This window comes from Flagellimonas sp. 2504JD1-5, from assembly GCF_053618295.1.
In genome coordinates this window covers 674,266-696,543 of the sequence record NZ_JBSIOU010000001.1, presented here as the reverse complement: position 1 = coordinate 696,543, position 22,278 = coordinate 674,266, and the positions used below count along the sequence as shown (strand labels likewise).

At 39.1% G+C, this 22,278-nt stretch carries 14 protein-coding genes; 7 read left to right on the top strand and 7 right to left on the bottom strand.

The genetic code is table 11. The features are described from left to right. Positions 1–64: 64 nt before the first annotated feature. Genes ACULLG_RS03065 through ACULLG_RS03055 form a run of 3 tightly spaced genes read left to right on the top strand, consistent with a single transcriptional unit; the run spans position 65 to position 2,628 of the window. The gene (locus ACULLG_RS03065) at positions 65–844 is read left to right on the top strand and encodes a sterol desaturase family protein (protein WP_452125297.1); all 780 of its coding nucleotides are present in this window, start codon (positions 65–67) and stop codon (positions 842–844) included. Further along, complete coding sequence (locus ACULLG_RS03060) at positions 837–1,949, top strand: alpha/beta hydrolase family esterase (protein WP_452125296.1); 1,113 nt, start codon at positions 837–839, stop codon at positions 1,947–1,949. Before ACULLG_RS03065 ends, ACULLG_RS03060 begins: the two co-directional genes overlap by 8 nt. Positions 1,950–1,989: 40 nt before the next feature. Beyond that, complete coding sequence (locus ACULLG_RS03055) at positions 1,990–2,628, top strand: class I SAM-dependent methyltransferase (protein WP_452125295.1); 639 nt, start codon at positions 1,990–1,992, stop codon at positions 2,626–2,628. A 60-nt stretch (positions 2,629–2,688) separates the two neighbouring features. Here the strand turns inward: ACULLG_RS03055 and ACULLG_RS03050 are convergent, their stop codons facing one another. From ACULLG_RS03050 to ACULLG_RS03025, 6 genes are all read right to left on the bottom strand, one after another. Next, entirely contained in the window at positions 2,689–5,409 is a 2,721-nt protein-coding gene (locus tag ACULLG_RS03050; RefSeq protein ID WP_452125294.1) for a hypothetical protein, read from the bottom strand. Positions 5,410–5,552: 143 nt separating this feature from the next. Next, on the bottom strand, positions 5,553–6,062 hold the full coding sequence (locus ACULLG_RS03045; protein WP_452125293.1) for an OmpH family outer membrane protein: 510 nt from the start codon (positions 6,060–6,062) through the stop codon (positions 5,553–5,555). Positions 6,063–6,404: 342 nt separating this feature from the next. Beyond that, positions 6,405–7,235 (bottom strand): class I SAM-dependent methyltransferase, encoded by an 831-nt coding sequence (locus ACULLG_RS03040; protein WP_452125292.1) that lies wholly within the window; start codon positions 7,233–7,235, stop codon positions 6,405–6,407. A gap of 110 nt (positions 7,236–7,345) precedes the next feature. Further along, the gene (gene mnmG / locus ACULLG_RS03035; RefSeq protein ID WP_452125291.1) at positions 7,346–9,214 is read right to left on the bottom strand and encodes a tRNA uridine-5-carboxymethylaminomethyl(34) synthesis enzyme MnmG; all 1,869 of its coding nucleotides are present in this window, start codon (positions 9,212–9,214) and stop codon (positions 7,346–7,348) included. Positions 9,215–9,216: 2 nt separating this feature from the next. Continuing rightward, positions 9,217–9,636 (bottom strand): rRNA maturation RNase YbeY, encoded by a 420-nt coding sequence (gene ybeY, locus ACULLG_RS03030; RefSeq protein WP_452125290.1) that lies wholly within the window; start codon positions 9,634–9,636, stop codon positions 9,217–9,219. Next, a complete protein-coding gene (locus tag ACULLG_RS03025) occupies positions 9,629–13,054 on the bottom strand; it encodes a hypothetical protein (protein WP_452125289.1) in 3,426 nt (1,141 codons plus the stop codon). Before ACULLG_RS03025 ends, ybeY begins: the two co-directional genes overlap by 8 nt. Before the next feature lie 129 nt (positions 13,055–13,183). Between ACULLG_RS03025 and gltX the strand changes: the two genes are divergently transcribed. Both gltX and ACULLG_RS03015 read left to right on the top strand, forming a co-directional pair. Continuing rightward, positions 13,184–14,716 carry a glutamate--tRNA ligase gene (gene gltX / locus ACULLG_RS03020; protein ID WP_452125288.1) on the top strand — a complete coding sequence of 511 codons (1,533 nt, stop codon included), beginning with the start codon at positions 13,184–13,186 and terminating at the stop codon, positions 14,714–14,716. Positions 14,717–14,801: 85 nt separating this feature from the next. Further along, on the top strand, positions 14,802–15,731 hold the full coding sequence (locus tag ACULLG_RS03015) for an SPFH domain-containing protein (RefSeq protein ID WP_452125287.1): 930 nt from the start codon (positions 14,802–14,804) through the stop codon (positions 15,729–15,731). 259 nt (positions 15,732–15,990) lie between these two features. Here ACULLG_RS03015 and ACULLG_RS03010 read toward each other — a convergent pair whose 3' ends face one another. Continuing rightward, positions 15,991–17,676: a glutamine--tRNA ligase/YqeY domain fusion protein gene (locus tag ACULLG_RS03010; RefSeq protein ID WP_452125286.1), complete on the bottom strand. Its 1,686-nt coding sequence runs from the start codon at positions 17,674–17,676 to the stop codon at positions 15,991–15,993. A gap of 261 nt (positions 17,677–17,937) precedes the next feature. Here ACULLG_RS03010 and ACULLG_RS03005 point away from each other — a divergent pair, with 261 nt between their 5' ends. Both ACULLG_RS03005 and ACULLG_RS03000 read left to right on the top strand, forming a co-directional pair. Continuing rightward, positions 17,938–20,199 (top strand): T9SS type B sorting domain-containing protein, encoded by a 2,262-nt coding sequence (locus ACULLG_RS03005; protein ID WP_452125285.1) that lies wholly within the window; start codon positions 17,938–17,940, stop codon positions 20,197–20,199. Between the two features lie 5 nt (positions 20,200–20,204). Further along, a complete protein-coding gene (locus ACULLG_RS03000) occupies positions 20,205–22,277 on the top strand; it encodes a PorP/SprF family type IX secretion system membrane protein (protein ID WP_452125284.1) in 2,073 nt (690 codons plus the stop codon). Position 22,278: the final 1 nt, after the last annotated feature.

Below are 22,278 nucleotides of genomic sequence, written 5' to 3'. Positions count from 1 at the left end.
CCATTTTTTAGTTTAAGCTTTTTACCACATATACATTTGTGGTCGAATTTTTAAACTAAAGATTATGGAAGAAATATTTTCTCAATTACCCACACCGTTAGAAATATTATTAGACCCTATTTCACTCATTGTATATGTCATTTTTGGCGGACTATTTTTATGGGAGTTTATGTTCCCAGCCCGACAACTCCCAAAAGTTAAATTCTGGAAGCTACGAGGCTTGATTTTCTTTTTGGCTTATACGCTTCTTACCACTTATATCCCCCTTGTATGGGATGATTTTTTTGCTTCCTATCAATTGCTTGACTTAAGTTCCTTGCCTATTTTTTTACAAGTTGTTCTTGGTTTACTGGTTTTTGAACTAGTTCAATATGGTTGGCACATTAGCATGCACAAATCAGATTTCCTGTTCAGGGTTTCACATCAAATACACCATAGCTCAGAACGGTTGGATGTGCCCAGCGCCTTCATGCTGAGCATTAATGATATGATTGGTCTTTCCTTGGTCGGGTCTGTAAGCTTTGCCCTAATCATGGGGTTGACTCCACAGGCCATAACCATAATTGTTTTGTCCCTGACTTTCTTTGGCATATTTCAGCATTCCAACATTAATACTCCTCGGTGGATTGGTTATATAATTCAACGCCCAGAGAGTCACAACCTTCATCATGCTAAAGGAATCCACAAATACAATTATACCGATTTAGCCATCATAGATATGTTGTTCGGAACATTTAAGAATCCCAAAACCTACGAGCATGAAACTGGATATTATTTGGGAGCCTCCAATAGGATATTCGAAATGCTTCGATTTAAAGATGTAACCTCAAAGAAAAGTGGATGAAAAATTTGAAAATGATTTGGTTTGGATGGAGCAGTACTGGCAAGCTGAAAAACCCAGAACCCATATTCAAACGCACGGAAGAAGAAACCATGAATGCAAAACACTTATCAATAAAAACAACAACGCGATGAAGTGTAGAAAACAATTTGTTTGGTCAATCCTATTTTTAGCACTTTGCACATCAGCTACAAATGCTCAATTGGGTCATGAAAAAAACACCATTGGAGATTCTATTCTGGTTGATGGTATTTGGAGAATTTTTGAATTTCATGTTCCTCAATTCCCTTCTGATAATTCCAGATTGATTTTTGTTTTCCACGACAACAACATGAACACAAAGGCCATTCAAGAGATTACTGGTTTTGAGTTTAATAAGCAGGCAGATAAAACAGCCGGCAGCATAGTTGTCTATCCTCAAGGATATAAAAACCTCTGGAACGATTGTCGAAAAGTGACATCAATTGAAGCAAAAAATAAAGGTGTAGATAATGTGGGTTTTGTTAAATCCATTGTTCAAAGAATGGAAAGAAGATACCATATTGACCGTAAAAATGTCTTTGCTGTTGGCTATTTCAATGGTGGAAATATGTGCTACAAATTAGCTGGGGAAACTCCAGATATTTTTAAAGGATTTGCGGTAATTGGAGCAACTTTTTTAGCAAACTCCAAGAATAACTATACCCCTATAAGCAAGCCGGTTTCCATTATTATGATAAACGATGTGGCGGACACCATAAACCCAAATAACAATGGAACGATTGCCTCATTGGATGGGATTACAATGGAAAAAGTTAACCCCATAAATGAAACATTGAACCACGGGACAAAACTTCTTGAGCATAATGGAAGGATGCCAAAACCTAAAGTTTCGTTTATTGAAAAATCCAATTCCCATGCAATCCGATATGATTATTCTTCTTCGGAAAAGAACCAAAGGGTTTCACTTTTAAAAATCGTTAAAGGTGGGTATTCTTTTCCCAACCCGAACACCAAGCAATGGCCTCAAATCGGAGGTGAAATGGAAAAGCAAATCAATATTCCCGAAATTGTTTTCCGTTTTTTTTATCAGCTTCAATATCATGAGCCATCCTCACTGGGCAAGTAATTGGATTTAACATCTCTCATCAACACAAATTTTTAATGTCATGAGCATCAAATTTAAAAACAATGCCATTTTGGGCCCTATTAACTCTTGGATGTTTAAAACACTTTCCGGGTATATGGATTGTCTTTTTGGCAAATCAAAAAGAACGCTTTTCAAGAATCATCCAAAAACTGTGGTAGAAATTGGCCCAGGAGCTGGCGCTAATATGAGATACCTTAAAAAAGGAACAAGGTTGATCGCCGTAGAGCCCAATATCCATATGCATAAAAACTTAAAAAAAAGTGCCCAGAAGTATGGGATAGACCTTGAGATAAAAACCATCGTGGGAGAATCCATTGATTTGCCAGATAATTCGATTGATTTTGTGATATGCACCCTTGTTATGTGCACTGTCTCCGATCCGGTCAAATGTATAGAACAGATAAAACGCATATTAAAACCCTCTGGTGTTTTTGTTTTTATTGAACATGTTAAGGCAAAGAAAAATACGGTGCTAGAGCTGATTCAAAATTTAACGCATCAACCATGGCATTGGTTTTTTGAAGGATGCAACACCAATAGGGATACAAAATCACTTTTGGAGTCAGCGGGTTTTAGTTCTTTGATATTGGAAGAATACAATTCCTACTCCCCCTTTGTTCCCATTATTCCTCAAATTAGAGGGTGGGCCATAAAATAGATATGTTGTTTGCCATAATATTATTACTGTTAATAGGAAAGTCGGATTAGCTTAGACAGTTCAATCAACCGTATAGGTTATTTTTTGGTATCCCAATTGCCCCTCTTCTGAAATCCCCTCTACTATAATGACATATTCCCCTGGAATATCTCCGTTGTAAAAACTTTCAGTAGCCTTTCCATTTTCATCTGTTTTTAAAATGGGCTGCCAATGAACCAAAGACCTAAGGTCAGGCTTCTGTTCGTTGATTGGAACCGGCTTATCGTATTTTGGCGAATAAAATTCCTTGATTGGGGAGAATACTTCAATCGTGGTGTCTAAGGTTCCTGGCTTGGGCTTATCCGTCCCTTGAAGGCCTATTTTTCCTTTTGTATTAATCGAAATAATATGCCCTACGTACGGGGCGTCTAGCGGATTCGTTTCTGGGAATACCTCTAAGTATCGAGATTTGAAAAATTTGGCAAATTTTATCAACTCCACACTTTCTATAATCCCCGGAGGCATGCCCGGAACTCTTTCGTATTCATGCCTTTGTAACAACCTCCCATCTACCATCAATAGGGTTGGGCCACCGGCGATATGGGCCAGCATAAAGCCATCAGGAAATCTTTCAATCTGAACCTCATTTCCATAATTGAACAAAAGGATACTGTACAATCCATAGGACCATTTTTTCTCTTTTTGTTTTAGTGAATCTCCTGAAATCACAATATCTGGTGTGCCATATTTTTTGTACAGTTCTTTGCGCTCAGGAGTCAATCTGAAATCTTCCACCACTACTTCATCCAATTGGGTCACTCCGTATACGGAGTCCAAAACTTCCTCCGTTTTCTTCTTTTCCATTTCAGCCTCCAAATAACTCCGTGTTATTTGATTAGGTTCTTGCGCAAAGGAATTGAACTCATATTTGGTTTTGGGTTTTGAAAAGGTGTCTATAGATATGGTATTGTTCTTTCTCCTTTTTCCATCGGAAGTAGCGTGGAGCAATATCCGCATTGGCGCACCGAAGGTGTCCTCCAGTAAAAATTGGAAATTTCCCAAACTATCCGTTTTCTGTGTATAGAGCGAAGTTTCTTTACCAAAAGCGGCCAAAGTAAGGTCAACTTCGTTCTCTATTCTGGTCTTAGCTGAAGGTTGGGCAACCCTTCCTTTCACGGTAAGCCCAGTTTCTGGCCAAAAATAATTGTTGCCCTGCCTTTTGGCCGGATATTTATAGTTGCGCCAGCCTTGGGTCAATAGCAAAGCATCAATTTCCTTTAGGCGATCGGGATTGGTTTTATCAAAATACCGACCTGGATTCTCAATGTTTCCCCTCAATTCTGACTCCAAATAGAAATAGGATTGTATGAACCCACCAACATCTTCACGCCATTGATTCTTTTTAATCACTTTGATGGACATATTTGCAACCGAAGGTTCTCTTCCATTTTCAATCACCTGAATGTCCAACCTCGTTTTTTCTCGTCGATTATAAGTGGTTTTGTCCGTTGTAAGTTCGACCTGTAGTTTTTCCTTCCCTGATTCATTGTAAAAAAGTCGTTCCGCGATTGGTTGTTTCTGTTTGTCTAGCAAGGTGAAAACGACAATTCCATCAGGAAGATCTGCGGATGGAATTTCGGAAAGAAGGTTTCCTTTGTGCAGCAAACCTTCTATCAAATAATAATCCTCTCCCCGGCAACTGACCTTGATGGTAATGCTGTCTGTTTGACTGTTTGAGACAACTCGAAATCTTATTTCTTCTTCTGCTTTCTCAACGGACAAAATGCTTCCTTGTGGAGTTGCCACCGGTAATGGGAATATAGTATCTACATGAACGTTGTTTTCTGAAACAACTCTTGTGTGGTAGCGAACATTGGGCTCCGGTTGCAGAAAAAAAGCGCCCATGCCCAAAGCGTTACTTTGAAATGAAGCAACTTTCTTCCCTCTACTATCGAAAACATCGCCTTGGACTTTTCTTCCCTTTCCATCATATCCTATAGCTTTGAATCCTATTTTGTTCTTAAGCCCGTTGATCATTTTGCCGCTTTCGGGGAAAAACTGTAGATCCAGGGCATTTTCGTTAAGTACAATCGTTTTTGAATGGTTGGCCTCCTCTTTACCTTTTATTTTTATAGAAATCCAATTCCATTCCTTTTGAATTTCATGCTCCAATGAATAAACATCACTTGTCTCCCTCTTTACCCAAACGGAATCCTTTCCGCCACCCCAATCCAACAGCACCATAACTTTGTTCGGATTTGTTTTGGCTCCTTGCGCCAGCTGAATCTTTCCTGACAAGAAAATCTTTTCGCCTGCTTTTTGAACTACATGCAATTGTTCAAAGAGGTTTTCTTCTTTTTGTTTTGCCAATTCATAAATCACAATGTGTTCGCTGAACATAAAATCATCACCAAAATTCCTGTTCCATTGTGTATAGGCCCTAATCAAAAACTGGCCTTTGAAACTTTCTTCCAAATCAATAAAGCCGTGTCCTATACCTCCGGTCAGCTTTAAAATTTTATGGGAAACTATTTGATTTCTGTAGTCAATCAAATCAACATAGAGCAATCCACTAAGTTCAGTGGGCAGATGGTTTCTAGAATCAGTTACAATGGCCTTGAACCAAATGGTTTCATCTGTTGTGAATTCTTTGGAGCTTAGTTGGAGATATATTTTTTCCGGGACATTTGCATCTGTAATACCCCCGCCAATGGACTGAGAAAAAGATACAACGCAGCCAAGTAAATAGACCACAAAAAGCACTTTTCGTCTTCTCTTAAAAGGGCAAGAAAAAATATCCATTTTAGCCATTTTAACTGGCCCTTCAATCTACAAAATAGAGATCAAACCCTATATCAATTTTAAATTTTATTGGGAAAGCAACTGCAAAAAAAAAGCCCACTCAAAAGAATGGGCTTTAAACTAATTGCGTAAAATTATACTTCTTACTTTTTGTACTTGTCGTTTAGGATTTTAAGAACGGCATCGGTAACGTTCTTCGCATCCTCACCATATAATACCGCTCCACCATCACCACCTGTTAGAACATAGGTGTAGCCATTGGTTTTCCCATAGGTTTTGATTTCATCCTTTACTTTACTTACCAAAGAATCCATTTCGGTTTGACTGCTTTTTTGTAATTGCTGCTCTTCTTGCTGTAGCTGTTGGCCAACGAACTGACCTCTTTGCTGCAACAGCCCATATTCTTCTTGTGCGCTTTTTTGTGACATTTTTTGGGCCTTTGCTTGAAATGCTTGAAGCTCCAGTTGAAATGCTTGGGAAATACTATCCCTTTTTTTATTCAAAGCTTCAACTTTAGTTTTAAACTTTGCCTCCACATCAATCTTCTCTTGGTAGCCATCCATCAATTTTACATTATCTACATACCCGATCTTGTTTTGTTGACATGCTATTGCTGTAATCACTATTATAAATAATCCTATGCCTTTTTTCATGTGTTTTTTATTGTTGTTTTTTATTGGTCACATGTAATCTTTGATGATTAGCATAATCATTGTCCATATTGCTTAATGATTATTTTAATCATATCGATTTCATTTCTCTGATTTAAAGATGCGCAAAAATAGAAAAGCTTTTTTAATGATTGCCAATATCTTCTGAGGAATCATAAAATACCATAGTAGTAAAGAATAGAGAGTGATTATTGATTATTGTAAAAATCATAAGAAATGCCTATTAAAACAGATTGGAAAGTGTGCGCTTAAACCCACTTCTTTTTAAAAAGGCACAATCACCTATTAAGTGTCAAAAAGTGAGCAGAAAACGCTTTATAATCCTTATTTCTTCTTTTTTATGATGTAAATAAGCGAGGAATACTCCTTTGAAAAAAATGCTCTGATATTTGACCACAGTCCAATAAAAAAAGCATTGATAAAATACAGTTTGTTGCCCTTGTATTTTTCAGAAAGGAGCGAAACATAAAAAGCATCAAAAATCATGGGCTTAATAGAAACCACCTCCATGTTATGTTGGTCAAAAAGTCTAACAATGGATGTTTTTGAAAAATGCCATAAATGTCTGGGTACATCATAAGCGGCCCAGTGGGCACCATAGTATTTGGCATCATATGATCTATAATTAGGAACTGCAACGATCAAGGTGCCGTTTGTATCGAGTAAATTATTGAGCTCTTTCAACTGAGCATTTAGATCGGGCAGGTGTTCCAATACGTGCCACAGGGTAATCACATCAAAGGCTCTATTCTTTATTTCCTTTACTTCCTTAACTAATTGAAGCCCCTTGTTTGCTGCATTAACTCTAGCTTTCTCATTTGGTTCTACCCCGCTGATTTTAAGCCCTTTAGCCTTTGCTTCGATTAAAAAATCTCCTGTCCCGGCACCCAAGTCAAGCACCTCTTTTGATGCAATTATCTGATTTTCAACAAGTTGAACCTTTCTTTTGAGACTGTATCGTTTTACCAGCTGATACAATCTATCCATTAAGGAGCTCCTGGAATCAGTATGCGAAATATATGCTTCACTATCATAGTAAGGAGCAAGATCCTTTGGCTGGGGGTCTGTTACCAACATCTCCAGCTCATTATCAAATAACAATTCAAAATTTTCTTTTGAAACTGAAAAGTCCTTGGTCTTTAAAAACAACTTCATTGTAGTTGACAATGTTGAAAATATTCGTTTTTGAATTAGGGAAGATACATTAAAAGCGGTGATTTGAAAATATCGTGAAGAATAGGTGTTCCACGTGGAACAAAAAATACCTACCGTCCTAAAAAAACAAGTAACACACTAACATCTGATGGAGATACGCCGCTAATTCTAGAAGCCTGCGATATAGTCACCGGACGAATGGCTTCCAACTTTTCTCGAGCTTCGTAGGAAAGAGATTTAAGTTTAGAATAATCAAAGTTCTCTGGAATCTTGACATTTTCAAGCCTGTGGAGCTTATCTGCATTATTTTTTTCTTTTTCTATATATCCAGAATACTTTACCTGGATTTCTGCTTGTTCTAAAACTTCAGTATTAAACTCATTTTCTTTTACAAATTTAGAAACAGCGTCTAAGCTTAACATATGGTCCATTGTAACCTTCGGTCTTGAGAAAACTTTGAAAAGCTTATCCGATTGTTTTACCATTGATGAAGAAACAGATTCCAAAATTGGATTTATCTCTTCAGGAACAAAACTTGTTTTTCTAAAAAACTCAACAAATTTTTCCGATTTCTCCTGTTTATCTTCCATGAGCTTCATCCGCTCCTCCGTGACCAAACCAAGTTCAAAACTCTTTGGGGTCAATCTTAAATCGGCATTATCTTGACGAAGTAACGTTCTATATTCAGCTCTAGAGGTAAACATTCTATAAGGCTCCTCTGTTCCCTTTGTGATCAAATCATCAATTAGCACGCCTATATAAGCTTCATCCCTTTTTAAAATAAAAGATTCCTTCTCATTAATCTTCAAATGGGCATTTATTCCAGCCATCAAACCTTGGGAAGCAGCTTCCTCATATCCGGTTGTACCATTGATTTGGCCAGCAAAATAAAGGTTGTTGATCAACTTAGTTTCTAAAGTGTGCTTTAATTGCGTTGGTGGAAAATAATCATACTCGATGGCATATCCGGGTCTAAAGAATTTTACGTTTTCAAATCCCCTAACAGATTTTAAAGCTTTGTACTGGACATCCTCTGGAAGTGAAGTTGAAAACCCGTTGACATATACTTCCACAGTATTCCAACCTTCGGGTTCAACAAATATCTGGTGTGAGTCCTTCTCGGCAAATCGGTTAATCTTATCTTCAATAGATGGACAATAACGAGGCCCGATGCTCTGAATTCTGCCATTGAACATAGGCGAACGATCAAACCCTTCACGCAACAAATTGTGAACCAAAGCACTGGTATGCGTCATATGGCAATCCCGTTGCTCATTTAAAACCAAAGTGTTTAAATAAGAAAATTTGTCGGGGTTTTCATCGCCCGGTTGCGGTATCATTTTGGAATAATCCAATGATCTACCATCAACCCGCGGCGGAGTTCCGGTTTTCATTCTACCGCTATCAAAACCAAAATCTACCAATTGTTCTGTGATTCCGGTAGCCGCTTTTTCCCCAGCTCTTCCTCCACCAAATTGTTTTTCACCAATATGGATAAGTCCATTTAGAAAAGTGCCGTTAGTAAGAACAACAGCTTTTGCTTTAATATCAATTCCAAGTGATGTTCTAACTCCAACTACCTTGTCCTTTTCAACCAACAAGCCAGAAACCATCTCCTGATAAAAATCAGCGTTTGGGGTTCCCTCCAATGCAATTCTCCACTCCTCTGCAAAGCGCATTCTATCGTTCTGGGCTCTAGGGCTCCACATAGCAGGCCCCTTTGATTTGTTAAGCATCTTAAACTGAATAGCGGACTTGTCGGTTATAATTCCACTATAACCGCCTAAGGCATCAATCTCCCGAACTATTTGCCCCTTTGCAATTCCTCCCATAGCAGGATTGCAGGACATCTGTCCAATGGTTTGCAGGTTCATGGTAACCAGCAAAGTCTTTGATCCCATATTGGCAGCGGCGGCGGTTGCCTCAGCACCTGCATGACCGCCTCCAACCACAATAACATCATATTCTTTTTCAAACATATCTATAGTTCCACGTGGAACAATTTTATCTTTTCATCCTCCTTTTGCCTCATCAATTTCCGCTCATCCTCCAACTTATCTCCGTACCCCATAAGATGTAGTACACCATGACTCATAACCCTCAAAAGCTCTTCTTCGAAACCAACATTATAGCTTTCTGAATTCTCTTTAACCCTGTCCGTAGAAATGAAAATATCTCCAGAAACCGAATTCCCACTTGAATAATCAAAAGTGATAATGTCGGTAAATGTATCGTGATTTAAATACTCCTGATTGATTGTCAACAGGTAGTCATCTGAACAAAATATATAGTCGATTTCCCCAATACTAAAATCCTCCGAAGCCACCACCCTATTTATCCAATCGGAAAATTTGGTTTTATCTTTAAAATGAAACCCCGACTCGAAATGAAACTCAATCATTCTTAAAAAAAACCTTTACCTTCTTATCGTAATTTTGCCGCAAAGGTAATGCTTGTCTGTTTAATATCTCAATCTGGTTCCTGTGCTCTTTTAGAGCCTCCGGTTTTGTAATTATGGGGTTGGAAAAACCATTAAGGTTGGTAGTGCTTTTTCTTTCTTTCTTCATACCCTGCTTAAGTACTGCATTATCCAATTTCAATAACTGATGTTGGATGTTATTCGCCCTATTCCGTGTTCTCTGGGTGATACCGTTCTCCAATAAATCATTCTCAAACCGCTCCATTTGTTGAATCAATTTCTTGGCTAGATTCCTATCAGAAGCATCGATCATGTCCTGCAATTGCTTTTCCAGCTGATGTCTTAAATGCTGCTGCTCTTTATAAATCTCATATATCTCATTCAAACCCATTTCATTGCTTCCGTCTTGACCATTCTCTCCCTGATTTCCATCTTTTCCATCTTGCCCATTTGGTTCTCCATTTTCCCTGCCGTTACCTTCTTTATTTCCATCCTGACCCTCTTCCTTCCCTTCAGATTCCCCGTCTTTACCTTCACCTCTTTCTCCTTCTTCACCGGACTTGTCCTTTTGGCCTTGGCCTGAACCTTTCATTTTTTCCCCGATACCCCTTTGTCCTTCAATGATGTCAGGAAGTTGAAAATCACCGCCGCCCTGACCACTTCCCTGTCCAGGTTGCATGCTTTGTTGCATATTGTCCAACACATTGGCAAGAAAATCGGCCAAAGCATTTGTAGAATTTATAACGTACTGTTGATATGATGAGCCTTGAAATATTTGATTATCGGCGATACTCTCCAAAGATTTATCAATGTTATAATACACCTCCGTAATTTGTTCATTGACAAATTCCGATAACTCAGCCCTTCGTAACGAAAGAGCAAAAAGACTATCATCCACATGTTCAAACAAACGCCTTAGTTCTTTTTGATTCCGAACAGTTTTGGAGAATTGTGAAACATCTGTATTTGCATTCTCCATAGTGTCAAACAAGTTTTCCTGTTTGAAAGAAAAAGTAACCAGATTATCCAGAATCTGCCGTAACATTTCCGCATCTTCTGTGTCAGATGAACCTCCACCTCCCATAGCGCTTTGTTGCATTGCCTGGCTCATATCTCTTATCTTCTGCGCAGCCGATTTTTGTTTTTGGGAAATCTTATTCCCTGATTTCTCCTTCTGTTGGCTTTCTGATGACTCCTCATTTCCCTGATGTTTATTAATCTCCTCGAGTGCATCTTGTTGATCTTTTTTAACCGACTCCTGATCTCTGGGAGCAACATTCATGTTCAACGGCTTTTTAAGATTCTCATTATCCTTTCTTAGTGTATCGAGCTCATTTGACAACTCCTTAAACTTGTTATTCTCATCCTTCTGTAGCTTATTATCAATATAATCATCGAGCTTCATCTTAGAAAGCAAGTCTTGCCTTTCAGCAAGCTTTTCCAATTCCTTTGAAAGCTGGGACATTTTTTCAGTAACATAATATCTTTTGGTAAGCTCTAAAATTTGTTCTAAGTTCCTTGCTGAAGCGTTCTGCTTTTTTCCGATCTCCTCAAGTCTCTTCTTTAAATCCTCTTTATTAATTTTATCTGACAGCTTTTCAAGCTCTTCTAAAAGTTTCTCATTCTTTTTAGCCTCGAGTTCTTGTCGCTCCAATCTCTCCTTGAGCATCTTTTCCATTTGGTTTGAACTGTCATCTTTATCAAAGTTTTCTTTAAGTTTACTGCTAAACTTCTCCATCAACTGCTCCTGTTGCCGTTGTTTTTGTAAAAAATCACGAATCTCCGTTCTCTTTTCAAAATCGAAGTTGTTCTCCTTCTTTTGTTCCTCATAGATTCTTGATAGCTCTTCTTCCTGTTCCTTATAGTTCTTTAGAGAGTTATCAAACTTTTCCAAAATCCTATTCTTTTCATCTAATTTCTTGGTTATCAGTTCATTATCTCCATACAAATTGGCGTTAAACGTCCTACTTCGAGTCAACTTGCCATTTCTAAGCCCATCATTATCAATAACCTCGAAAAAGACCTTATAACCTTTGCCTTCTGCAAGTTCAAATCCTGAAGGAAAAGTGTAGTAAAAACGATGTATATTGGTATTTGGTGACTCCAAAGTAATTCGTTGTACGGCCTTCCGGTCATCAACTGGATAACATACAACCCGAATACTACTTACCTTATAATCATCCAAAGTCTCTCCAACAAAAAAGGATTGATTATAATTAACAGAATCCAAGATCTGTTCCACCTCGATAACCGGATAAGCATCCTTAATCACTTCCAGTTGAAAGCCCAACCGCTCAAAATTCTGGATGTTCACATTCGAAGTGCTCAATTCATATGAAAAACTATTGAAAGCTTTCAGTTTGCCGACAAAACCATTATCAAGTTTCTTCAATACAATTGTCGTATCTATTAAAGCAACACTTATTTGGTCCACACCATTGCCTTGAATATCCCAAGTGACCACAGTTCCCTCTGGTACAATTCCGTTTCCAGTTCCAGTAATAACATCGGGTTCTTTTCCCAAATATGACGGATACCTAAATTTCATTTTAAAATCTACAAGAGTTGGTGTCATCAGGCTTTTCATAGAATACATCCTAGAATCCCACCCATTCGCAGTAAAATAAAAATCGCTTTCCAAAACAGGGGCCTCAAAAGTATATGTAAACCTATCTCCGGTTCTTTTTAGCAATAATTGTTCATCATCTACCACCAAAAAGACATTTTCCGGTAAGATTTCCCCAATCACCTCAACATCGATCGTCAAAGATTCATTGTCAAGAACTTCAAGTTTATCATTCAGGACCCTAAAAATAAAAGGTGCGGGTCTTTCATAAGCCAAATCATAATTAACAACCCTCGTATAGGAACCAAAAAAAGAAGCGATATTTCCTGAAAGCCAAATAGCTACAATTATCAAAATAGGAGCAACTGCGTACTTTGCATAGCTAAGGCCTTCTTTCACATCAACAGCCTTAACAAAGGCAAAACTATTTAGGTTCTGACTTTTTTGTTCAATACTTGCCAACAACAGTTCTGACCTTTCTTTGTTTTCTGCAAGTTCCAATAAATTGAACAGCTTGTCATCAATGTTTATAAAATGCTTACCTATCAACCTAGCGGCTTCTTTGTTTGATAGGCCTTTTTTTACTTTAAAAAGATAAAATACAGGTGTCAAAATAAACCTATACAGCAAGCCTACCTCAACCAAAATGAAACTCCAAAATAAAAACAATCTCCAATTCTGATCCAACCAAAGTGAATACTCTAAGTACATCACCGTTAACAGGAATAGGAGCCCTAAAGACACAAACAACAAACCGCCTTTAATCAATTGTTTGATGTAATATCTCCTCGTAAACTCGTTGAGCTTCCCTATAATGTTATTATACCCATCCAAATTCGGTCATTTTATTACCAAGATACCCGATAGCTACGAATAGTCCTGAAAACATTTTGTTAAATCACCCATCACTTCCAGTTTTTTACTGCCTTCTCAAATAGTATCTTTGCCGTTCAAATAATAGTAATGAGTCAAAAAGTACGTGTTCGATTTGCCCCCAGTCCAACGGGGCCTTTACATATCGGTGGTGTACGTACCGCCCTTTATAATTATCTGTTCGCTAAAAAACATAACGGAGATTTTGTCCTTCGTATTGAGGACACCGATCAGAATAGATATGTCGAAGGCGCAGAAGATTACATCGTTGAAGCTTTAAACTGGTGTGGAATTCCATTCGATGAAGGGCCGGGAAAAGAAGGAAATGTTGGCCCCTACAGGCAAAGTGAGCGTAAACATTTATACAAAGACTACGCTGTGCAGCTGATTGAAAAAGGCCATGCTTATTATGCTTTTGATACTTCGGAACAATTGGATTTCCACAGAAAAGATCATGAAGCCAAAGGCAAGACCTTTATCTACAATTGGCACAACCGTTTAAAGCTTTCCAATTCCCTTTCTTTAAGTGTGGAAGAAGTTCAGCAAAAATTGGATGCTGGTGAAAATTACGTCATCCGCTTTAAATCACCACAAGATGAAACTTTGTTGCTCAACGACCTTATCCGAGGACAGATAGAAATAGACACTAATATTCTTGACGACAAGATTCTTTTTAAGAGTGATGGAATGCCCACTTATCATTTGGCCAACATTGTAGATGACCATTTGATGGAAATTTCCCATGTTATCCGTGGGGAAGAATGGTTACCTTCTTTGGCCTTGCATCAATTACTTTATAATGCCTTTGGTTGGGAAGCTCCTCAATTTGCACATCTTCCCCTTATCATGAAGCCAGTTGGAAAAGGAAAGTTGAGCAAGCGCGATGGTGAAAAAGGTGGTTTTCCCGTTTTCCCTCTCTCGTGGAACGAGTCACAAGGGTATCGCGAAGCTGGATATTTTCCAGAAACTGTCATCAACTTTTTAGCTTTATTGGGATGGAACCCAGGGACTGAACAGGAGATATTCAGCCTTGAACAATTAATCGAAGTCTTTAGCTTGGAGCGGGTAAACAAATCCGGAGCCCGATTTGATCCTGAAAAAACGAAATGGTACAACCATCAATATTTACAGACCAAAAGTGATAAGGAGTTAGCAGAGTTGTTTCAAGGAGAGCTCGATAAAAAATTAGGTCTCGCCCTTCGACAAGCTCAGGATGACACTCGACCTGACATAGCTCATGTTGAAAAGGTCGTTTCCTTGATCAAGGAGCGGGCAAACTTTGTTTCGGATTTTTGGGAGATGTCCAGTTTCTTTTTTGAAGCTCCATCCAACTACAATGAAAAGATGGTCAAGAAGCAATGGAAGGAAGATACTCCGGAACTCATGCAAAGTGTAGCTGCCATTCTTGAAGGTTGCGATGATTTCAGTTCGGCCAATATCGAAACCCAAATAAAAAAATGGATTACGGAACAAGAGCTTTCCTTTGTAAAAGTTATGGGACCCCTTCGGTTGATCATCGTTGGAGATATGAAAGGGCCACATTTGTTCGATATTTTGGAAATGATCGGTAAGGAAGAAAGTCTAAAACGGATTGCCTCTGCTATAGATTCACTTGCCAATTGACGAATGTGTAACAAAACTTGATCATTGGCTACTCATATCTTACAGAGTTTTGTAATTTCCTTTCTTAATTTAAACTTTCTTAGCTATGGGTAATTTTATTCTAATTCCGGTAATTTTCTTTGGACTTGTCGTTCTGATGTCGTCCTTCTTTATTGTAAAACAACAAACTGCTGCCATTGTAGAAAGATTTGGGCGATTTAACAGTATCCGACAGTCGGGCTTGCAAATGAAAATTCCACTGGTTGATAGAATTGTAACCCGCGTTGGGTTAAAGATTCAGCAATTGGACGTTATTGTTGAGACCAAAACTTTGGATGATGTGTTTGTCAAACTCAAAGTATCGGTCCAATATGTCGTCATAAAATCTAAAGTCTATGAAGCTTTTTATAAGTTGGAGTATCCGCACGATCAGATTACTTCTTACGTTTTTGATGTCGTCCGTGCGGAGGTTCCAAAAATGAAATTGGATGATGTCTTTGTGAAAAAAGATGACATCGCCATTGCGGTAAAAACCGAGCTTCAAGATGCCATGTTGGATTATGGATATGACATTATTAAAACCTTGGTGACTGATATTGACCCTGATGCCCAGGTAAAAGAAGCCATGAACCGAATAAACGCATCCGAACGTGAAAAGATTGCTGCACAGTTTGAAGGGGATGCCGCTAGAATCTTAATCGTTGAAAAAGCAAAGGCCGAAGCAGAAAGCAAAAGATTACAGGGTCAAGGTATTGCCGATCAACGTCGTGAAATTGCCAGAGGTCTTGAAGAATCGGTTGAGGTGTTAAACAAAGTGGGCATCAATTCGCAAGAAGCTTCTGCGCTAATTGTGGTCACCCAACATTACGATACGTTGCAGTCCATCGGTGAGGAAACCAATACCAATTTAATCTTGCTTCCAAATTCACCACAAGCCGGCAGCGATATGTTGAACAATATGGTAGCATCATTTACGGCCAGCAATATGATCGGTGAACAAATGAAGAAAACGGGAACGCCCAAGAAAAAGGAATAAACCAAATCAACCTATTAAAATTAAAAAAGGGAGCAGATCTGCTCCCTTTTCTTTTTTTCTTTCTCCAATAAACTAAAAATCTTTTGGCCTCCCTTAAAAATCACATTTTCCCATTTTAAGGGCGCTGCCCCTCATTTTAAAACAATCGGCAATCCTTTTATCCAGGGTTTTTAAAAACTCTCAGAAAACCCCTTAAAACAAGAGCTTTTTCATAAATAAATCAAATGATGGCGCCTATTGGGAATAGAAAAATTCTATGTTAAGATTTTTGCTCCAATTTTGCCCAAGTATCCCTCAAAGTGACCGTTCTGTTGAAAACCAATTTTTCATCAGTTGAGTCTGTGTCAACATTAAAATATCCCAATCGTTGAAATTGGAATCGATCCCCAACTTTGGCGTCCTTAAGACTTGGTTCCAAATACCCTGTAACTTTATTCAAAGAATCGGGATTGACAAAATCCATAAAATCTTTATCCTTATGTGTGTCTGGTGAAGCATCCGTGAAAAGACGATCATACAATCGTACCTCAGCAGAAATTGCATGCTGAATCGAAACCCAATGCAAGGTTCCCTTAACTTTTCTCAAACTCTCTTCTGTGCCACTACCACTTTTACTTTTTGGGTCATAGGTACATTGCACCTCAACTATATTCCCATCATCGTCTTTGGTGCAACTTTCTGCTTTAATAATGTAACCATTCTTAAGCCTTACCTCTCCTCCCAACTTCAACCTGAAAAACTTACGGTTTGCTTCCTCACGAAAATCTTCTTGTTCTATATAAAGCTCTCTTGAAAAAGGCACCTTTCTTTCACCGGCGGATTCATCGCCAGGATTGTTTTCCGCATCCAACCATTCTTCCTTGCTCTCCTCATAATTTGTAATAACCAACTTCAAAGGATTCAAAACAGCCATTACCCGGGGTGCAATTTTGTTCAGGTGTTCCCGTACATGGAACTCCAATAACGAAACGTCCACGATATTCTCACGTTTAGCAATTCCAATGGTGTCCGCAAAGTTCCTGATAGATTCAGGGGTATATCCCCTTCGGCGTAGTCCAGAAATAGTCGGCATTCTTGGGTCATCCCAGCTACTTACAACGCCGTTCTCAACCAATTGTAGCAATTTACGCTTGCTAACTACGGTGTGACTAAGGTTTCTTCGAGCAAACTCACGCTGTTTTGGGCGTAGCTTATCAGAATCTACCAATTGGTCTAAAAACCAGTTATACAACTCCCTATGAGGTAAAAACTCCAACGTACACAGCGAATGCGAGACTTGTTCAATATAATCACTCTCTCCATGTGTCCAATCATACATTGGATAAATACACCAATCGGTATTTGTTCTGTGGTGTGGCTTATGCAGTACCCTGTACATAATCGGATCTCGCATCAGCATATTGGACGCGCTCATGTCAATTTTGGCTCGAAGTACATGTGTTCCTTCGTCAAAATCTCCGTTTTTCATCCCCTCAAAAAGCTCCAAATTCTCCTCTACTGAACGATTGCGAAATGGACTGTTTGTGCCAGGTTCTGTCGGTGTGCCCTTTTGTTTGGCCATTTCTTCCGAGGTTTGGCTATCAACATAAGCCTTTCCCCTGCGAATCAGTTCTACTGCCCAATCATACAATTGTTGAAAATAATCAGAGGCGTAGCATTCCGTATCCCATTCATAGCCAAGCCATGCGACATCTTTTTTGATGGCTTCTACATACTCTTTTTCCTCTTTCGCTGGGTTTGTATCATCGAACCGAAGGTTAACAGGGGCGTCATATCTCAGCCCCAAACCAAAATTTAGGCAAATAGAGCTTGCATGGCCTATATGCAAGTATCCATTTGGCTCCGGTGGAAACCGAAATCGAAGGTCATTTTTCCCATATTCACCGGCTAAATCATCTTCAATAATATGCTCTATAAAATTAAGTGATCTCTCTTCTTCACCCATATCCAAAATTTGAAGCGCAAAGGTAGTGAAATCCAGTGTTTATAGTCGATGAATGGTCAAAGTGTATACAAAGAAGGCCATTTCACAACAGTTTTGCCCTCCCCTACAACAATATCTTTCCATTCGGGGAAAATAAAATCATATTTGTTATTGGAATATTATATGAAATGGCCGGCATTGGAACCGCCGGGAAGAACTGAACAAATTTAAGGGGCACAACGTTAGGGCATTATTGCCCACAACCTCTTAAAACTAACGCTGATGGAGAAAACTAGTTCATATAATCGCATTCTTGTGGCCATTGTTGCCTTGCTGCTGCTAACAACCACATATTCTGAGGCCCAGGTCCTTAACAAACCGGAGGCCGCTGACAACCCAAATTTAGCAGGTAACTCTGCTTGGACGGCGGCATGTGCCTCCGACAGTTTCAACGAGTATTTTGTGAACTTTACTTGGAACCCTCCCATGGTAGACTCAGACAACGAGTTTATCCTAGAGCTTTCTGATGCCAATGGCAATTTTGGGTCTCCAAGGGAACTTGCTCGTTTAGGAGACAAAAATGCTGTTTTTGATTTTGATTTTCAGTTTGCTATTCCTACTGATGTTCGAGGCGAAAGCTATCGTATGCGGGTTAGAAGTACCAGTCCTGCCAAAACCAGCCCTGCATCCGACCCATATCCCATGCACTATGTGGATTATAACTCCCCCTTGTTAATAAGTCAAGATGCCAGCGGGTCTATTCCCCCAGGAGGTACAATTCAACTTTGCGGAGGTGGATCCATCGCTTTGTCCCCCCATAACATTCCAAGTGCAGGAACGTATCGCTATAACTGGTATAGAAGCGGCACACTGCTATCTGAAAAAACAGAAAGAATCACAGTATCAACTCCTGGTATGTATTACGTAGAGCTGGATTATGGTTCTGTATGTTCAGGGTCCGCCAATACACTTTCAAATACCATTGAAATAACAACGGGAACAAGTCAGGGAATTGCGATAAATGGCACCGCCGATATTGATATCTGTCCAGGAGACACTCACATGTTAGAAGCAAATATTAGTGGTGTTGGGTTAACATATACTTGGTATAAAGACGGTGCAATTGTTGCTGGACCAACCTTGGAGGCACATACCTATACCATTGATTCATCTTCTGCCGGATTTGAAGGTAGTTATGAAGTGGAGGTTCAAGGTCCAACCGCTTGTTTAGAAAAATCAGCTCCTGTCAACGTGGGAAGTTCGTCCACTATAACAGTAGTTAGGGAAAACGACGAAAATATTGTGCTGTTGCCATCACAAACCAAAACACTTTCAGTGTCTACCTCGGCAACAACTCCAACTTACCAATGGTATAAGGATGGTTCGCCCATCGTTGATGCCACAAATAGTTCTTTGGTGATAAACGAAACAGGTGTTTATCATGCAAGGGTAACCGAAACAGGTGGTAGCTGTACAGGTGCTCCGGTTGATTCTGAAAACACAACCATTGTTTCCCCGGACTCCTTCGAATTGGTTGTTGATTATGCAAGCGCCTATTCCTCATGTCAAAACACGGATGCCACGTTAACCTTATCAACTATTTATGCTGTTGGAGGTTCAGGAGCAAAAACAGATGTTACTTCTGATCTTGAGACGGCTTTCTCATATCAATGGACGCATGATGGAAATGTTGTTAGCGGTGAAACTTCCAAAACTATTACCATTTCCGATTTTCAACAAAACGGATCTTACATGTTGGATGGAACATTAGATAGTTTTAACGCGCCATCAAATAATTTACCTGTCTCTCTTGTGACCAATATATCCTTAGCTATTGCTTCCAATGGCACGGTTTTATGTGAAGGTGCGGATCCAATTGTTTTCAATAGTTCAGAAAGCCTGACTGGTGAAACTTTCGAATGGACCAAAGATGGTTCTGTAATCGATACTTCATCTGAAACTATTACAGCTACGGAGGTAGGTGTATACCAACTTATAATCCGAACGAATGATTGTCCTGTTGTTTCAAATGAAATTACCATTAACGCTTTTGACGATTCACTTTTGACCTTAAATCAACCCGAAGAGCTAATCATAATAGAAGGTGAAACGGAAACTATGATTGCCAGTGGTGCTGAATCATATCAGTGGTTCGATTCGAACAATACGCTTTTGGGAACACTTGATTCCTATGATTTTCAGATGGAAGGGCAGTACCTTTTGGTGGCAAACTTTGGCAACTGTACCATAAATCGGGTAATAACGGTTGCCTACAGAGACAATTTTGCCATTCCAAATGTTATTACAGTAAACGGTGACGGCATTAATGATCTATGGATTCTTCCCAATACGTACTCTCGAAAAGACGATGTTGTGGTCACCATCTATGACGAGCGGGGTAAAGAAATTTTTAGTCAGTCCAACTACGAGAATAACTGGCCACAATCAACAACATCATTTAATAAACAAAGTATGGTTTTCTACTACACTGTTGCCAGAAGTGGTGAAAACCTAAAACAAGGAACCATAACGGTTATTAGATAAGCATAATGCAAACAAACAAACCTCATCTCTTACTACTAATTATCTTAATGCTTGCCTTTACCGGGGTAAAGGGTCAAGAGGAAAATCCTTTTGTGGCCTATAATGTACCGTCTCAGAACCTTTTGAAGTTTAATCGGTTTTTGATAAATCCCACATTTTCCACGGTAAGGGAAGATAAGTCCTACATCAATTTATTTCACAGAAACCAATCGGTATCTTTTGATGACAATAATCAGGTTTACTTCCTAAGTTACAGTGGTAGGGTAAGTGATAGAAGTGGTGTTGGTTTAAGTTTATTTACAAATAGGGAAGGTTTGTTCAATAACTTCGGTGTGCACGCTAATTACGCCTATGGTGTGCGACTAAGTCCTAAAAGTAATTTCACCTTCGGCGCTAACGTTTCTTACTATCAAAGCGCCTTTAATCAAAACAGGGCAAACGCCGTTGATATAGATCCTTTCTTAAACACTTTAGAAAGTAGCTCACTGGTTACCTTTCAGCCAGGTTTTAATCTTTCGTTGGGCAAATTTGATATCGGTGGATACGCTGAAAACCTTTTTGACTACAACCTTAAAACAAGCGAATCCGTAACTGAATTTAGTGAGAAAACATATTCTGGTCATCTGCAATATACCCATCAGTTTGAAAATGGTGCAGGACTCTTGGAACAAGCCAGATTAATGCCCCTTGCACGGGTAAGAAAAACTGGCGAAGAAGACATTACCCTGGGGGGTAACCTTATTTTGGATTTACCAAAACTTGGGTGGCTTCAAGCGGGTTATGATGATTTCTACGGGGCTTCGGCCGGACTGGGTTTTAATCTAAACAAAAACCTCTCTGTTGGCTATACTGTTGAAAAAGGGCTGTCCAACAATTTCGAAAACTTTGGCTTAAGTCATGAAGTTTCACTCGCATACTCATTCACCCCAAACCTAACGGAGGATCGTGTATTGCTTGATGAAGATTATGATGATTTGGTTCAGGCCGATTCCATTCCACAAGAAAGTTTAACCCTTTCTGACAAAGATCTTGAAATCCAACAATTAAAGGACAAGCTGGCTGAAAATGATGCCATTCTTGATGAACTTTTATTGCGCCAAGATTCCATTGAAAGCACCCGTAAACGTGATTTGGAAAAACGTTTTGAAACCGTAATGAAAATGGTGCGCAGGGAAACAAAGGGTCAAATGCCCCAGTTAGAGAAAAAGGCTGAAGAAGTTTATTTTGCAAATGCGGATAGCGTCGATATTATTCCTAAACGTTCACCACAACCTTTGGCCAATCACGGCCTGTCCAATACCACTGCAGCCAAAAAAGTGATTCGTTTGGACAACACCAAAAATTCTGTGGTTAAAAGTACCCCTTCCGTAAAAAGAGATAAAACTACGCGCAGATACACAAGAAAAACCAAAAGAAGGTTTAGGTCATATGCCATTCCGAACGTTGAAAGTGGACATTACTTAATTGCCAATGTGTTCAAAAACCCAAACAATGCGACTGCATTCTTAGACAAACTAAAAGTACAGGGCATTGATGGTGGCTTCTTCATTAACCCAAAAAACGGGCTAAACTATGTCTATCTAAAAGGTTATCAAAACAAGAAAGAAGCTGTTAGCGCCTATCATTCAAAACTTGATGGTTCATATAGTGGTGATGCTTGGATTATGAACGTAAACGGAATGGACACTGGAACGGGTAGTCCTCTACTGGTGGCGGTAGAAAACAATACAAAATCAAAATATAACGACAACGTCCTTCGCAAAAATGTCAACCCAGACAAAGGAAATCTATCGCAAGTATCGTATTCCACCTATAAGATAAACGGATTGGGTTCTGGCTTCTATATCATTGCCAATGTGTTCAAAAGCGCTTCTAACGCAAGGCGTTTTGTTAAAGATCTAAACGCACAAGGGCTAAATGCAAGCTACTTTGTGAACCCTGAAAACAACTACAGGTATGTGTATTTAAAAAAGCACCAGACCTGGAACAATGCACTAACCTCATACTATTCCAAACTTAATGCCTCGTATGACGACGAAATGTGGATCATGCGGGTAAAACCAAACTCCAATAGTTAAC

Coding starts and splice junctions, on each gene's coding strand:
- ACULLG_RS03065 (WP_452125297.1), top strand. CDS start 65: ATGGAAGAAATATTTTCTCAATTACCCACACCGTTAGAAATATTATTA.
- ACULLG_RS03055 (WP_452125295.1), top strand. CDS start 1,990: ATGAGCATCAAATTTAAAAACAATGCCATTTTGGGCCCTATTAACTCT.
- ACULLG_RS03050 (WP_452125294.1), bottom strand. CDS start 5,409: ATGGATATTTTTTCTTGCCCTTTTAAGAGAAGACGAAAAGTGCTTTTT.
- ACULLG_RS03045 (WP_452125293.1), bottom strand. CDS start 6,062: ATGAAAAAAGGCATAGGATTATTTATAATAGTGATTACAGCAATAGCA.
- ACULLG_RS03040 (WP_452125292.1), bottom strand. CDS start 7,235: ATGAAGTTGTTTTTAAAGACCAAGGACTTTTCAGTTTCAAAAGAAAAT.
- mnmG (WP_452125291.1), bottom strand. CDS start 9,214: ATGTTTGAAAAAGAATATGATGTTATTGTGGTTGGAGGCGGTCATGCA.
- ybeY (WP_452125290.1), bottom strand. CDS start 9,636: ATGATTGAGTTTCATTTCGAGTCGGGGTTTCATTTTAAAGATAAAACC.
- gltX (WP_452125288.1), top strand. CDS start 13,184: ATGAGTCAAAAAGTACGTGTTCGATTTGCCCCCAGTCCAACGGGGCCT.
- ACULLG_RS03015 (WP_452125287.1), top strand. CDS start 14,802: ATGGGTAATTTTATTCTAATTCCGGTAATTTTCTTTGGACTTGTCGTT.
- ACULLG_RS03010 (WP_452125286.1), bottom strand. CDS start 17,676: ATGGGTGAAGAAGAGAGATCACTTAATTTTATAGAGCATATTATTGAA.
- ACULLG_RS03005 (WP_452125285.1), top strand. CDS start 17,938: ATGGAGAAAACTAGTTCATATAATCGCATTCTTGTGGCCATTGTTGCC.
- ACULLG_RS03000 (WP_452125284.1), top strand. CDS start 20,205: ATGCAAACAAACAAACCTCATCTCTTACTACTAATTATCTTAATGCTT.